This window comes from Aliinostoc sp. HNIBRCY26, from assembly GCF_050235535.1.
GTDB lineage: Bacteria > Cyanobacteriota > Cyanobacteriia > Cyanobacteriales > Nostocaceae > Trichormus.
In genome coordinates this window covers 998,753-1,013,029 of sequence record NZ_CP189852.1, presented here as the reverse complement: position 1 = coordinate 1,013,029, position 14,277 = coordinate 998,753, and the positions used below count along the sequence as shown (strand labels likewise).

12 protein-coding genes and 1 pseudogene are annotated in these 14,277 nt (G+C 40.7%); 6 read left to right on the top strand and 7 right to left on the bottom strand.

What is annotated here, in order from left to right; all coding sequences use genetic code 11:
* Positions 1-34: 34 nt before the first annotated feature.
* From ACQFX9_RS04305 to menH, 4 genes are all read right to left on the bottom strand, one after another.
* A complete protein-coding gene (locus ACQFX9_RS04305; protein ID WP_427160857.1) occupies positions 35-1,216 on the bottom strand; it encodes an AGE family epimerase/isomerase in 1,182 nt (393 codons plus the stop codon).
* Between the two features lie 370 nt (positions 1,217-1,586).
* Positions 1,587-2,006 (bottom strand): hypothetical protein, encoded by a 420-nt coding sequence (locus ACQFX9_RS04300; protein WP_427160856.1) that lies wholly within the window; start codon positions 2,004-2,006, stop codon positions 1,587-1,589.
* A gap of 41 nt (positions 2,007-2,047) precedes the next feature.
* Positions 2,048-2,539, bottom strand: coding sequence for a hypothetical protein (locus tag ACQFX9_RS04295; RefSeq protein WP_427160855.1), 492 nt, complete (start codon positions 2,537-2,539; stop codon positions 2,048-2,050).
* Between the two features lie 528 nt (positions 2,540-3,067).
* Positions 3,068-3,892, bottom strand: coding sequence for a 2-succinyl-6-hydroxy-2,4-cyclohexadiene-1-carboxylate synthase (gene menH / locus ACQFX9_RS04290; RefSeq protein ID WP_427162791.1), 825 nt, complete (start codon positions 3,890-3,892; stop codon positions 3,068-3,070).
* A gap of 47 nt (positions 3,893-3,939) precedes the next feature.
* Between menH and ACQFX9_RS04285 the strand changes: the two genes are divergently transcribed.
* Positions 3,940-4,470 (top strand): dihydrofolate reductase family protein, encoded by a 531-nt coding sequence (locus ACQFX9_RS04285; protein WP_427160854.1) that lies wholly within the window; start codon positions 3,940-3,942, stop codon positions 4,468-4,470.
* A 5-nt stretch (positions 4,471-4,475) separates the two neighbouring features.
* Here ACQFX9_RS04285 and ACQFX9_RS04280 read toward each other — a convergent pair whose 3' ends face one another.
* The gene (locus tag ACQFX9_RS04280) at positions 4,476-4,850 is read right to left on the bottom strand and encodes a metal-sensing transcriptional repressor (RefSeq protein WP_427160853.1); all 375 of its coding nucleotides are present in this window, start codon (positions 4,848-4,850) and stop codon (positions 4,476-4,478) included.
* A gap of 343 nt (positions 4,851-5,193) precedes the next feature.
* On the opposite strand from ACQFX9_RS04280, the gene ACQFX9_RS04275 reads away from it, so the two are divergent.
* Entirely contained in the window at positions 5,194-6,411 is a 1,218-nt protein-coding gene (locus ACQFX9_RS04275) for an HhoA/HhoB/HtrA family serine endopeptidase (RefSeq protein ID WP_427160852.1), read from the top strand.
* Between the two features lie 136 nt (positions 6,412-6,547).
* Here ACQFX9_RS04275 and ACQFX9_RS04270 read toward each other — a convergent pair.
* Positions 6,548-7,015: pseudogene (locus ACQFX9_RS04270) on the bottom strand (IS4 family transposase); the annotation flags it as partial.
* A 365-nt stretch (positions 7,016-7,380) separates the two neighbouring features.
* Here ACQFX9_RS04270 and ACQFX9_RS04265 point away from each other — a divergent pair.
* Positions 7,381-9,258, top strand: a complete 1,878-nt coding sequence (locus tag ACQFX9_RS04265) for an iron uptake porin (protein ID WP_427160851.1) — start codon at positions 7,381-7,383, stop codon at positions 9,256-9,258.
* A 262-nt stretch (positions 9,259-9,520) separates the two neighbouring features.
* Complete coding sequence (locus ACQFX9_RS04260; RefSeq protein ID WP_427160850.1) at positions 9,521-10,558, top strand: anthranilate phosphoribosyltransferase family protein; 1,038 nt, start codon at positions 9,521-9,523, stop codon at positions 10,556-10,558.
* Positions 10,559-10,683: 125 nt separating this feature from the next.
* Here the strand turns inward: ACQFX9_RS04260 and ACQFX9_RS04255 are convergent, their stop codons facing one another.
* The gene (locus ACQFX9_RS04255) at positions 10,684-11,583 is read right to left on the bottom strand and encodes an alpha/beta fold hydrolase (RefSeq protein WP_427160849.1); all 900 of its coding nucleotides are present in this window, start codon (positions 11,581-11,583) and stop codon (positions 10,684-10,686) included.
* A 471-nt stretch (positions 11,584-12,054) separates the two neighbouring features.
* Here ACQFX9_RS04255 and ACQFX9_RS04250 point away from each other — a divergent pair, with 471 nt between their 5' ends.
* Together ACQFX9_RS04250 and ACQFX9_RS04245 are read left to right on the top strand one after the other, a co-directional pair.
* On the top strand, positions 12,055-12,657 hold the full coding sequence (locus tag ACQFX9_RS04250; RefSeq protein WP_427160848.1) for a hypothetical protein: 603 nt from the start codon (positions 12,055-12,057) through the stop codon (positions 12,655-12,657).
* A gap of 558 nt (positions 12,658-13,215) precedes the next feature.
* Entirely contained in the window at positions 13,216-13,977 is a 762-nt protein-coding gene (locus ACQFX9_RS04245; protein ID WP_427160847.1) for an armadillo-type fold-containing protein, read from the top strand.
* Positions 13,978-14,277 lie beyond the last annotated feature (300 nt).

Below are 14,277 nucleotides of genomic sequence, written 5' to 3'. Positions count from 1 at the left end.
ATGGGGTATGGGAAAGAGATCACCAGCTAAATTCCTACACTACCTGTGAACTCAAAGCCTCAAACTGTTGCCAACACAGATACATGGCGCGGGGAACGTGAAAACAACCCTTCCACTTCCCGCCTTTAAGATTTAATAGCACCTCTCCTTGGCGATTGAGATAGCCAAACCATTCACCATATTCTGCATCGGCAAAGTGTGACCAAGTGTAATCGTGCATTTTTTGATACCATTCCCAACATTCTGCACGACCAGTGAGACGATAACCCATTGCTAACGCCACCAAAGATTCTAAATGCACCCACCAGAGTTTTTGATCCCATTCCAACTGCTGCGGGGGATGACCATCTGCATCCATGAAGTAATACAACCCCTTATATTGACTATCCCAGGCAAAATCGAGGATATTTAACACCACATCAACAGCTTGATTAATAGTTTGGCGATCGCCATTCCGGTTGGCAATATCCATAATGAACCACATAGCCTCAATTCCATGGCCAGGATTAATTAACCTCCCATCAAAGCAATCAATATGTGAACCATCGGGAGCAACATTTTCATACATTAGTCCACGTTCCTGGTCAAGAAAATCACCCATGACCTCCTGTACAGTGCTAGCCAAGACACTTTCTAAAGTTTCACTTTCCAATAACCAAGCCATTTCTAGCGTCAAATTAGCTAAAATCATCGGCACAGCTAAGGCTTTCATTGGACGTGTACCAGGGTAAGCTTTGGTATACTTGCCTTTGGGATTATCTTTGCGGCGTAAAACGTTATTGTATGCTTGCAAAGCTACATCCTTCGCCCATTCTTCCCCAGAGGCTAAGGCATATTGACTAAAAGCCATTGCGGCAAAGCAATCGGAGAATATATTATATGGTTGAACTAAGGGCTGTCCTTCACGGTTAAGGGCAAAATACCAGTTGCCTTCAGCATCTCTACCGTGTTTAGCAAGAAACTGTGCGCCGTGACTGGCGATTTCTAACCAATTTGCATTTTTTTCAAGTTGATTGCAAAGTACGGAAAAAGTCCAAACTTGGCGATTTTGCAGCCAAATGAACTTGTCAGTGTCATAAACTTGACCTGCACGATTGAGACAAGTAAAATATCCACCCTGTTCCCAATCAAGAGAATGAGTCAGCCAAAATGGGAGAATATTGTTGAGGAGAGTATGTTTGTAAAGTGTTGCTAGTGCCTTAAAATCGTATCCCATGCGTTCCTGCCTCAAAATTAATAGAGTTCATTATCGCTTTGCTAGGGATAGACTACAAGCAGTAAAGAATGTTACAGATGAAGAGATGCGATCGCCATTAAATTCACCATTATTAATTGCACAAAACCCTGTCAATTTCCTGTTTCCTGTTTAAAATAGTATGTTCGGTAATCGAATCAGATACTATAGGACTCATATTTGATTTGGAGAAAAAACTCAGTACACTTTTGTTCCTTCTTACCTGTTCCCTGTTCCCTGTTCCCTGTTCCCTGTTCCCTGTTCCCTTCCTACGCAAATGATTTCAGGAATCAAAGCGGATTCCTATATAGGTAGATGTTGATTATCGGTAGATGCAGCGACCCTGTAAAACCTAATTTTCACTTTTGAGCAATCGCACAGGTGTTTGATTTTCTGTCTGATTAACGTGGCGACTGACCCACAATTGATTAATCATGTAGGCACTAAAAATTGAAGAAGCAATCAATACTACAGCTGAAAGTCTGACTAAAGTTTGATTAGCAGGTTTGCCCACATAAGCCTCTACCCGTTTTATCCGACGCTTTTCTTTACCTAGTAGAAAAACTAAATAGAATCGCTTTTTCAAGACTGGTACAGAAAGCCGAATATCTACATAATGCGGACGTTGTGCGCGAGTTTGGAAGACCCTTTTTAACTCTGCTAATTGATTATTCGTGAAACTTGCAGCTGTTCGGGGGGGAATACGAGCCAAAAAACCTTGCAAAAATGGGTCGTGTTCTAAGTTATTTTGTGCTAATTCTCTGTCATTCATATTTGCCTTGAGGTAACTCCTGATGTTTGCAAAATAAATATTTAGAATTGGGGATTGTGTTCTTTATCCCAACATTTCCCATCGCGCCAAGTTCTTCCCGTGTCTTCACACTGAGATTGATCAAAGATCCAAGGAATAGAAGTTGGGGACGACACGTTACCTTGACGGACAATGGAACTCGCCAAGGAAAAAAGAGCAGGTAAAATGGGATACATACAAATTCCAAAGGCCGCCAAAAGTCCCACAAAAAATAAGATGTTGCTTGTCGTCCAAAGAGGATGCAACACTTTACCTTCCTGTAATCGTTCTTTAGAACGTCTTTCCGGCCCACCGATTAACACCATATAAAATCTCAGGCCAGGAATCGGGAGTGTAAAACGTAAGTCCAGAGGATGGTTAGAAGTCCAAGCATTATAGCCGAAGGCTCTTGTCACCGCAGCCATTTGTTCTATAGTGAAAGATTGTTTAACTTCCGGTTGCATCTGGTCAAAAAGCTCTTGAAACACCGGGTCAACTTGTTGTAAATTGCTCATCGAGACTAGATTACTGGTATTAATTTATATAACAATAACAAATAGCTTTCAGTAACACCTTGACAAATTTACGTATTTTACTCAGAAAATATGTACATTAAAACATCTTTAAATTCCACTAATAGTGTTTTTGATAAACATTCTTTGGGGGATTTTAAAATAAAAAAATAATGATTTTTATGTAAATTTTTAGTTAACTAGACTGATCTAGTTAAAAATCTATTTATGAAGTAGAGATTAAGTAGAGTCTATTCCAGCGTCTTCAGGACTTGAGACAGAGATTCATCCATTAAATCTGATTTGAAAAAAATCGCACCACATAACTGATTTTTGGAAAAGTTATTGAGCCTTTTAATCACGAATGATTTCCAGCAAATTTGATATTGATGAGGTATAGCAAACGACGTAAAATCAAAGTTTAAAAAACATGGGTGTAATTGGTGTGACCCACTTCAAAAGTTCTGTATGATTGCCATATGAAAACAGTGTATTCCACTAGCTACAATATGAATTTAATCAATTTCAGAATTAAAACATTGATGATTGTTGGAGAAAACACTGAAGATGATGCACAAACTCTGAAGTATTTTCCCAATGAATATTATGTGTAGCATTGCTAATTATTTGGAGTTGCGCTACTGGACATAGTTGAGCCATATTTTGATTAATCTGCACAAATTTTTCATCATATTCACCCACCAGCAGCAGCAAAGGCACTTGATTTTGGGGTAATATTTCCCATAATGAGGGTTGACTACCATTACCCATAAATTTTAGTGATTTGGCTAACTCTAGAGGATTATTTTGCAGCCGATTCTCTAACATATACTGAAATTCTGGGTGATGCTGAAGAGAGCCAAAAATAGGTTGACGATACCAATTCGATAAAAACAGAGAAAAATCAGCTTGAGAAAGACATCTAGATAGTTTTTTCGCTATCTGGTGATCACTGTTGATTCTTTCTGTGCGTTCTGTTTCTGTTGCTAAACCTGGAGAAGCCGATTCTAAGATAACTCTAGAGAAATACTGTGGAAAGTGGAGAGTTAAATATAAAGCTAATCTCCCACCCATTGAATAGCCAACTAAATAACATTGATTAATCTTTAATTTTTCTATTAATTCAATAATTGCTGTGGCAGTTTTTTGTATTGTATAATATTCGTTCCCACCTAATACTTGAGTTTTGCCGTGTCCCGGTAAATCTATTAATAAATAGGAAAAATCATCTTTTAATACTTTTGTAACTGTGTCAAATTCCTCCATACGTCCCATGAAACCGTGCAGAAACAAAATTAAAGGCTGATTGTAATTCTGAATTAACTCATAATTAAGAATATAATTTTCTAGTTTCATATTCATGATGAATACACTGGATTTATAACTACAAAATATAAAAGCTTATGCGAAAAATTATTTTATTCATAGCCTCTAGCCTAGATGGCTACATCGCCAGATCATCAGGAGCAGTAGATTGGCTATTTACAGACCAAGATTATGGTTACACAGATTTTTATACCCAAGTTGATACATTGATAATGGGTAATAAGACATATCAGCAGGTTTTAAGTTTTGGTGATTATCCTTACGCAGATAAGGAGGTATTCGTATTTTCCCAAAAGCAACAAGGTAGAACAGAGAATAATGCCACATTTATTAATCGTGATTTGGAAGAGTTTGTCACTCAAATACGTCAATCAAGTGGTGGAAATATTTGGTTAGTAGGCGGTACACAGACGATATACTTCTTTTTGAAACATAACTTGATTGATGAATTGATTCTCTCTATTCATCCAATTATTTTAGGAAGTGGGATACCACTGATTGTGAATGATCCTAGTCTTGAATGTAGTTTAAATTTGCAGGATGTCAATAAATTTGAGTCGGGATTAGTACAAGTTACTTATACCTTGAACAACAAAAATGCAGATTAAGATTTTTAAGGCATAAATCTATCTAAAGCCGCTTTAAGTTGTTTAATTTCTAGTTCTATATCGCCCTCTTTAGCGGCTCTGGCGATACAATCAGTCAAGTGTTCATCTAGAACAATTCTAGCTACTTTGTCTAGTGCGCCTCTCACAGCTGCAATTTGTAATAAAACATCAGGACAAGGGCTATTTTGTTGCACCATTGTTTTAATCCCACGAATATGTCCTTCAATTCGAGATAACCGGTTAACAATTCGCCGTAAAGATTCTTCACTGTGGATGTGAGAATGAACTATATGTCCATCTTCTAAATCGTGACTGTGTAGGTGTTCTGGGGTTACAGATACAGAAGAAGATTCGGGAGTTAATCGGTTTGAGCCATTCATGGTTAATTGCTGCACTGGTGATAACTAAAATCCTAACCTAAGACTGGGAACTGAGAAGAACAGTTGTAGCCCATCGGCTAAACCAGGTGTAAGAGATATGGGTAATACCCGAACTAGGCCAGGGGAAATTGCCAGCATAGCAATGAGATGAGATATTCATTTAACTTTAAAATACGGATAGCTTACGTTTTCGCTTGTATGAATACTCTGGACAGACTAGAGTGAAACTTGCAGCTGAGAGTCAACGTCAAGGCTCAAGAAATATTTCCCTATCTGCCACAATAATTTTAAGTAGATTTGTTGCCATCAGGTAACAATTAGGCTTCTAGATTAGGTTGTGAATATGCGATTTACTAAACTCCCCCGGTCTATACGCCAACTCGGTACTCATGTATTAGCAATAATTCTAGGAGTTGCGCTGACATTCAGTTCTCTGCGTGTGTTACCTTCCCAAGCAGAACCCGCACCTAGTGCTGTGAACCCTGAGAATACACCAGAATTAATTGCTCAAAGACAATCACCAGCAGTTGCGGCTGTAGGTAACAGCAGCTTTGTGACAGCAGCCGTGAATCGTGTCGGCCCAGCTGTAGTCAGGCTGGATACAGAACGCACAATTACCCGTCGTGTTGATCCGTTTTTTGATGATCCTGTTTTCCGCAGATTTTTCGGTGACAGTTTGCAAGGACAAGTACCATCAGAACAACTACGGGGTTTAGGTTCTGGGTTCATTATTGATAAGAGTGGTTTAATTTTAACTAACGCCCATGTGGTGGATAAAGCCGATCGCGTGACGGTGAGGTTAAAAGATGGTCGCACCTTTGATGGCAAAGTGCAAGGTATTGATGAAGTCACAGATTTAGCTGTGGTGAAAATCAATGCGGGGAATAATTTACCTGTTGCGCCTTTGGGTGTTTCTAGTAATGTACAGGTGGGAGACTGGGCGATCGCAGTTGGTAATCCTTTAGGTTTTGATAACACCGTTACCTTGGGTATTGTCAGCACCCTCAAGCGTTCTAGCGCGCAAGTAGGTATTACTGACAAGCGGTTAGACTTTATTCAAACTGACGCAGCCATTAACCCTGGTAACTCTGGTGGCCCTTTATTGAATGACAAAGGTGAAGTCATCGGGATTAACACCGCCATTCGTACTGATGCGATGGGTATTGGTTTTGCTATTCCTATTGATAAAGCGAAAGCGATCGCTACACAATTGCAAAAAGATGGTAAAGTCGCTCACCCCTATCTAGGCGTGCAGATGGTAACTTTAACACCAGACTTAGCTAAACAAAATAACACTGATCCTAATTCTGCCTTCACTATCCCAGAAGTTAGTGGTGTTTTAGTCATGCGAGTTATCCCCAATTCACCTGCTGCTAGTGCTGGAATTCGTCGTGGAGACGTAATTGTCCAAATTGATGGCCAAGCTATCAGCACCGCAGAACAATTACAGAACGTCGTCGAAAATAGTCGCCTGGGTCAAGTTTTACAGGTGAAAGTACAACGAGGTAATCAGGTACAACAGCTATCTATACGCACAGCTGAGTTGCAAAATGCTTCTTAGTTAGAGTTACAAGTCGTGATGCGTAAAACCCCCGTCATTCATGCTATCCATTAGTCACATCTTTCTTAATAAAGGCTGAAAAGGAATTATAGAGGTGATTTCAGGAGATGGGGTTGCCATAAAGATTAGACAAAATTCAGAAAGTATGCCTTGAGAGTTGATGGGCTAGTTTCCAAGTGGCAGCGATATCGTGCAATCGTCGTAACCCTCGCCAAATAGTCTTGACACCGGGTTCACCATCACCTTTACGACCCAGAAAACCACCAAGTCGAGCAATCATCTGTACAGCTGCTGTTAATGTTGGTGGCTCGTCTGGTGGAATTGGGTTCTTGTTCACACTCGCACATAAAGATGAGCCAGCACCGTGGGCGAGTTTCCCGACTTGAGGCGACTGGCGTTGCCATTCAACGGTAGTTAACACCGTTTCACAACTTTGTTCGGGATTGTCCCTTGCTTGGTAAGTTAACCATAATAATCGTCATGCCACAATCGAATATGTCGCTCATGCCATAGATAGCCGTTTCCCGCTCTCCAATTATAATTTCTCGATACAACAACCGCTTTTCAACGTATAGTGATAACTCTCGATTAACCACCGATTTGATTTTTCCCTCTGCTCTCTGCCCCCTGCTCACCACGGCGATTGTATATTTTTTTAGTTGGAAGTCCCAACCAGTCGCAGCCATATTGCTCGCACATACCACAAAATATATTTATTTACCCATAATTTAAATAATGGAAACTATAGAAACTATCAATAGTTTCGTTTGTTAATTATTTCTCAAAATAGGATTTACTATAATTTAATACTTGCATTATTAACTAATGCTTTGATAAGTGAATTTAGCCAAAATCATGTGGAAATAATCAGGTAAAAAATTAACTAGATTAACTTGATCAACGGACTTTAGATTTACTTATCAATAACATTAAATCAGGCTTTTTGACTGCATACATCTTGGAATTGCCATGAACAAACATCTGCTAGCTTCTTCTGGGGGAGTAATTTTCTTATGCTTAATTTCTGGTATTTTGCCCGTTAAAGCCATCACTAATTCAGAGCTTAACGACCAAAAATTAGCTAACACTAAAGATAGTATAAATAAAACTAATTCAGAGACAATTGTTGCTGATGAATTACTGCTAGCAGATAATACTAATCAGCAAGACTTATCTCCAGCACAAGCGCAACAAAACAACGCAGATACGCAATCAGACTCTGCAATCAATTCTGCACAACCTGAGCAAACATCAGACACATTTGCACAAGTCACATCTGTATCTCAATTATCTGACGTACAACCGACTGACTGGGCATTTCAAGCCTTACAATCTCTAGTTGAGCGTTACGGTTGTATTGCAGGCTATCCGAATTTGACCTATCGTGGCGATCGCGCCATGACTCGCTATGAATTCGCTGCCGGTTTAAATGCTTGTTTAGAGCGCATCAATGAATTGATAGCCACTGCAACTGCCGATTTAGTTAAAAAAGAAGATTTAGCCACCTTGCAAAAACTGCAAGAACAATTTGCGGCAGAATTGGCAACATTAAGAGGTCGAGTAGATGCCCTAGAAGCCCGCACAGCAGAACTAGAAGCCAATCAGTTTTCTACTACTACTAAACTGAATGGAGAAGTCATTATTGCTGCTCTTGCTGCTACTGGTGGTGCGTCTGGAAGAAGTGACCCTAACCCCATCTTAGTAAATCGAGTGCGGTTAAATCTGACCACTAGCTTCACTGGGAAAGATTTATTAATTACCGGTTTACAAGCCCACAACTTTTTGGGTGGAGTAACTGGTCAAGGTAGCTTACAAAATAGTTTAGGATTATCTTCTGATTTACTCAGTGCTAGTAGTGCGCGGACTAGTTTCGAGCCACAGTTTCCAGGACTTAATGTCAAGGATTTGTCAAATGTTGGGGCAAATAATCTTGAACTTTATAAATTGCTCTATATCTTCCCCGTTAGCAATAGATTAACCTTGTTTGCGGGGACTGCGGCTGAAACATCCGATGCTTTTCCAGCAATTACACCCTTTTATGGTGAAGGACAAGAATCAATTTCTCGTTTTGGCGGATTAAATCCTGTATTACGCGTCTCTGGTGGAACTTCTGGTTCTGGTTTAGCATCGGCAGCTGGATTTATTTACAGCATTTCTCCAAGTCTGGACTTTAGAGCTTTATATGGCAGTGTTAATGCTAATCTTCCAGAAAAATCTCCCAATGAAGTCGCCCCAGACGTTTCTAATACACCATTAGGTGGCGGCTTATTTAGTGGTAGTAGTGTAATTGCTGCTCAGTTAACCTTCAAACCTAGTCGTGATTTAGATATTGGTTTAAATTACTCCCATAGCTATCACGAAATCAATATTCTAGGCACAGGATTAATCAGAAATGATATCGGTGCTTTAGCTGGCGTACCTTTGGGAACACCAGTCCAACTTAATTCTGTCGGGGGAACGGTAACTTGGCGATTCTCTCCCCAGATAGCTTTATCTGGTTATGGCGCAGCGTTATTTGTCGATGATTCCTCAAATAGTGTAGACGCTTCCACTAACTTTACTAGTTGGATGGTAGGGGTTCACTTCAGAGATTTATTCAAACAGGGAAATGCGGCGGGGATTCTTTTTGGTCAACCACTCCACCGTGTTGACGCTAGTGGAGAAGCTTCACTCACCCCAGAAGGTGAAAATCGCGCTACTCCTTACCACTTAGAAGCCTATTATCGACTGAAAGTTAGCGATAATGTCAGTATTACCCCAGGGGCGTTTGTTTTATTTAACCCAGAAGGTAATAGCAACAATGACACCACAACTGTAGGGGTGTTACGTACAACCTTCACGTTTTAACAACATAGATGAGATTCTATCTCATCTATAGTTCCAGCAACAGCGATCGCCTGCTTAAAGCTATGATTAGTCAAATGTCTACTGTCAATAGTACCCAGTATCATACTAATTCAAAATTCAAAATTCAAAATTCAAAATTCAAAATTAAGAAATCCATATTTTGCAAGTGTTTCTGGATTTGGATTTGTTTCATGATTTTAGTGGATTGGTATCAAACTTGACTATTGACTGTTGACTACTGACTGTTGACCATCTACGTTTTATGAGCATTGTATTCAGGGATCTGCTGAAAAAAGTAGGCAGTGGCAATCATACCAGCGAGAGTTTAACTCGTGCAGAAGCTGCCACTGCCACTAAAATGATGTTATTGGGTGAAGCTACACCAGCCCAAATTGGTGCGTTTTTGATTGCCCATCGCATCAAACGTCCCACAGGCGAAGAATTAGCGGGAATGTTAGATGCTTATGAGGAATTAGGGCCAAAACTGTCGGCAATTAACTCTACACACCCAGTTATGGTACTCGGTCAACCCTATGATGGCAAAACCAGAACAGCACCCATCAGCCCCATCATAGCCCTGATACTAGCCACAGCAGGTCAACCAGTCATCATGCACGGCGGCGATCGCCTCCCTACCAAATACGGTTTACCATTAGTAGAGATTTGGCAAGGTTTAGAAGTCGATTGGACTAGCCTCTCACTAGCAAACACTCAAGCCATCCTAGAGAAAACAGGCATTGGGTTTGTTTATACACCAAAGCATTTTCCCTTAACTAACAGTATTTGGGAATACCGTGACCAATTAGGTAAACGTCCACCCTTTGCCACAATGGAACTAATTTGGTGTCCATACGCTGGGGAAACTCACGCTGTAGCAGGCTTTGTCCATCCACCCACAGAAGGGATGTTTCAGACAGCCTTGGAACTAAGAGGAGTAACAAAGTTTACCTTAATTAAAGGACTAGAAGGCAGTTGTGATTTACCACGCGATCGCACCGCTATTATCGCCTTATCTCAACCACCCCAAGACATAGAAAGATTACTACTTTCACCCCATGATTACGGCTTCACCACCAAAAATGTACCCCTAAACACCACCGCAGAGTTGCTAGCCCAGATGCAGGAAGTATTGGCGGGAAAACCCAACGAACTCATGCAAACAGCCTTATGGAATGGAGGATTTTACCTCTGGCGCGGTGGAATTTGTAGCACTATGCAAGCGGGTATAGTCAAAGCCAAAGAATTACTCACTACTGGCGCAGTTGCGTATAAATTGCGGGAATTGGTCAATAGTCAATAGTCAATAGTCATTAGTCATTAGTCATTAGTCATTAGGGAATTGAGACAAGGGGGATTTTAATTTAATTTCCAATGCCCTATTCCCAATGCCCAATGCCCCATTCCCTATTCCCTATTCCCAATACCCTATTCATTCAGCAATGCTAAAAATCGGCGAATTAGACCGATGGTGACAGCCGGTAGTTCTAACTGTGGTGTTAAACCTACGTCTTCTAGAGGTTTAAACACGCGGATGGCTTGGGGATTTTTCTCTGCTAGGCGACGACCTATATCTGGCCCCGTAAATTGGGACTTTTGACCCCAAATAATGGCGGTAGGAGTCAGCAATTGTTGAATGTAGAGTGATAAATCAAAGCACAAATCACCCCTCACAAAAGATAACGCTGCATACTCAGCATTATGTTGCTGGGCAGATTTGAGATAGGCTTCTACAATCTCTTCGTAAACTCGGTTAGGTTGGGCAAATTGTCGCTGTTCTAAGAAACTCCGAATACCGCCGCTAGTAGCAATTCCTGTGCTGTATAGTAAGCGGTCAAGAATCGGCACGCTGACGATTTGAGCAAACAAGCTACGGGAATAGTCTTCACCAAAATCAGAAAGCCCCGCAGGTGTCACCAGAATTAGCGATTTGAATAAATTGGGATGGGTAATCGCCACTCTGATTGTAAATGCGGCTGTGAGCGAAGATGCGATCGCTGTCACCGATTCTGTACAAGTCTGCTCAAAAAATTCCCGAATCGTCGTCAAATAATCATCAATCGTATAATTTCTCGCTGGATGTTCAGATTGACCCCACCCAATTAAATCAGGTGCGAGAATGCGATATTCTGACGCAAAAGCTGGATAAACCTTTGACCACTCATAAGCAGAAGAACCACCACCAAAACCATGCAAAAACACTAAAGTTTCTTTTTCAGTGGTTTTAGGAGGATTTTCTTGCCAAAGGGAACCAGTGGCGGTGTAGTACGCCATTTTACCCAGCGATGTCATGATTGAGCGTTGTTCAAATCCCTGTGGTTGAATCATAGTTTTTAGTCAATAGTCATTAGTTATTGGTCATTAGTCATTAGTTATGATTTGTCTACCCTGTCTGCCTTGTCTGCCTTGTCTCCCTTGTCCCCAGTCCCCAGTCCCCAATCCCCAGTCCCCAATTATCTTTGAACAATCATTTTCTAACCTCTGGCTAGCGTCAGATTAAGTAGATGTAAAATCACTAGTTTAGTTGTAAAGATTCAGTATTTATTTTTTCGGTCTAAAAGGTTATTTTGCCTAAAAACACCATATAGCAAGGTTTCCTTAGTTTTAATTTTGGTAAATAGTATTACTTAGACAATACTTGGCGGTGGGTTTTTTGTGATAGTCTACAGAAAACTTACGGATAGTTTTGTTATTCTTAAAAGAGTCAAAGCGTCCGTTAAGGACGGCTGTACATCATCAGTAGCAAGGTTTAAGGCGATCGCTGTGGTGTACTAGCTCAGAATAGTGTTTCTCTGGTTAATGGTAAGGTGGGAAATTGTGGGTAAGCAGGTAACTCTCCAATCAGCGCAAGTGTCACAACTTGAACCCGACATATGTAGAATCGAACAGTCTGATGTACAGAATCAAATCATAGCTTCAGCCAAGCGCAGTCAATTAGAAGAAGCGACTGCACACTTTACTGTAGACGTACCGACTTGTATCTGTTTGAACTTGGAAGATTTAAAGTGCTTTGAAGTAGTGGAGCATCAATACGAGCAATGGGGCGTGATTTTTCAGAACTCCATCGCCATACAACCTTCTAACCCCGCCTTTCCCACCAAACTAGGATCAACAGCATTAATGGGTTCTCCTAAAGGCGGATTTTTAGAAGCCACGTTCTTACAACCAGTTAACTGGGTGAGTGCGAGTGTCACCAGCTCACAACGATTAGTGCTTTCAGCTTATGATCGCGATCGCCAATTGCTCTGTCAAAGTATTCTACCTAGCGCAAATCTAGCTAACTCCGATTCATCCTTATCCCCGAACATCCTCTTGTCTGTTGCTGCTAAAAATATTCACTCCATCACCTTCTGCGCCTTCGATGGTCAATTTACCATTGATGAATTTCGTTTTTGTCTTTAAACGACTACAAAGTGGGGTAGGAGAAAGACACCTTAATCATCTAGCAGTAAAATTTGCCTCTTGTTATACTTAAGTGCCTAAGAATACATTCAATATTATTTTTATACTCAAAACTCAAAAATTCGGCAGTAAAACCTGTTTTTCCGACTTTAGCCCCGATAAGCTTATAGAGTAATATTGATATTCGATTTATATTACTGAGTAAAGGTAAAGTGACCAGGTAAGATATGCTGAAAATTTCAGCTTTCTTTGACCCTCCGAATTTTAGATTTTAAATTCTGCGGAAGTCTGTAGTTTACTTTTCTCAGAAAGATTTCGGATTGAGGTTTTTAGGTTCATTCCCTGCAAGACAGTGGACGGAATAAATCCAAAATACTCGCTGTGCTGCTTCTGAATACGCTAACTTCAATCTAAAATCCGTCTTGGAAAAGTTCTGATCGGAGGAAACCTCCGCTCAGACTTTCCGCAAAATCTAAAATCTAAAATTGCTTAACTGGCTAACTTCACCATACTGAGTGTAATCAATATACATATTTTGTAAGTAGGTAGGTAAACACTGTGGCAAAGGCTGTATCTTCTTGGCAGCAATTGATCAACCAGATACCTGAGAGGCTGCTTCCAGAGTTGAAAACCAAAGCCACTAAGCAACGAACTATGCAACGTCTCTCTGAACCAGGAGCAATTCTCGGTTTTTTGACATTGCTTGTTGCTATGCTGTTGTGGAACTGGAAATTACTGTTAGCATTGCTAGTTGGGATTAGCATCATGTTAATAGTCCACTCAATGCACAAATGGCATTATCAATTACCTTGGGAAGAAATCAAAAAATTTCTCAACAGTCCCAACCGCCAACTAATCCTAGCAGTCAGCAGTGGTGGAATCGCGACTCTCAGCACCTATATGGCGGCGGCAATTTGGGCTGATTCTCATAGCCATTGGATAGCTGCTGGAACTATTGTCCAAGGTCTAGGAACTTTATTAACTTTAATTTTATTAGTCTGGCAAATTGTCAATTTTTACAGTCATCGTGAAGCAGACAACTTTGAGAAACTGCTACTTGACCTCACAGAACCCGATGCCATCAAACGTTTAATAGCCGTTCGTCGCTTAACCAAAATAGTCAACCGCTATAAACTTGACCCTGCAATACAGCAAGATATCGTGCAATGTTTACATTTTCTCTTGAGCCGAGAAGAAGAAACCGCAATTCGTGAAGCAGCCTTTGAGAGTTTACAAACCTTCGAGCGATCGCAATCATCTACACCCTTACCGACTCTCAGGCCTTTAGCAACTAAAGTCAAAGAACGAGCTTCTATTTAGGGGTGTAAGGGTGTAAGCGTGTAGGGGTATAAGGCAATACGGTTCAGATAAAAAAAATAAATTTCAACAAAACCAGCAAATGATCACTCAACAAAAAACGAAAAAATGATTTTGGAGGGGGTTTGGGGGACGCAACCGTCCCCCAATCGGGGGCTTGGGGGAGAATCCCCCAAATCTTGCTCATTGTCTAATAGGTAGAGCAAGCAAAAATTGAGAAATCAACTCTCACCACCTTAACTGAACCGTATTGGGGTATAAGGGCGAAGTTCAAAACAATGCCCCATGCCCCATACCCCAAGA

Coding starts and splice junctions, on each gene's coding strand:
- ACQFX9_RS04305 (WP_427160857.1), bottom strand. CDS start 1,216: ATGGGATACGATTTTAAGGCACTAGCAACACTTTACAAACATACTCTC.
- ACQFX9_RS04300 (WP_427160856.1), bottom strand. CDS start 2,006: ATGAATGACAGAGAATTAGCACAAAATAACTTAGAACACGACCCATTT.
- ACQFX9_RS04295 (WP_427160855.1), bottom strand. CDS start 2,539: ATGAGCAATTTACAACAAGTTGACCCGGTGTTTCAAGAGCTTTTTGAC.
- menH (WP_427162791.1), bottom strand. CDS start 3,892: ATGAAACTAGAAAATTATATTCTTAATTATGAGTTAATTCAGAATTAC.
- ACQFX9_RS04285 (WP_427160854.1), top strand. CDS start 3,940: ATGCGAAAAATTATTTTATTCATAGCCTCTAGCCTAGATGGCTACATC.
- ACQFX9_RS04280 (WP_427160853.1), bottom strand. CDS start 4,850: ATGAATGGCTCAAACCGATTAACTCCCGAATCTTCTTCTGTATCTGTA.
- ACQFX9_RS04275 (WP_427160852.1), top strand. CDS start 5,194: ATGCGATTTACTAAACTCCCCCGGTCTATACGCCAACTCGGTACTCAT.
- ACQFX9_RS04265 (WP_427160851.1), top strand. CDS start 7,381: ATGAACAAACATCTGCTAGCTTCTTCTGGGGGAGTAATTTTCTTATGC.
- ACQFX9_RS04260 (WP_427160850.1), top strand. CDS start 9,521: ATGAGCATTGTATTCAGGGATCTGCTGAAAAAAGTAGGCAGTGGCAAT.
- ACQFX9_RS04255 (WP_427160849.1), bottom strand. CDS start 11,583: ATGATTCAACCACAGGGATTTGAACAACGCTCAATCATGACATCGCTG.
- ACQFX9_RS04250 (WP_427160848.1), top strand. CDS start 12,055: ATGGTAAGGTGGGAAATTGTGGGTAAGCAGGTAACTCTCCAATCAGCG.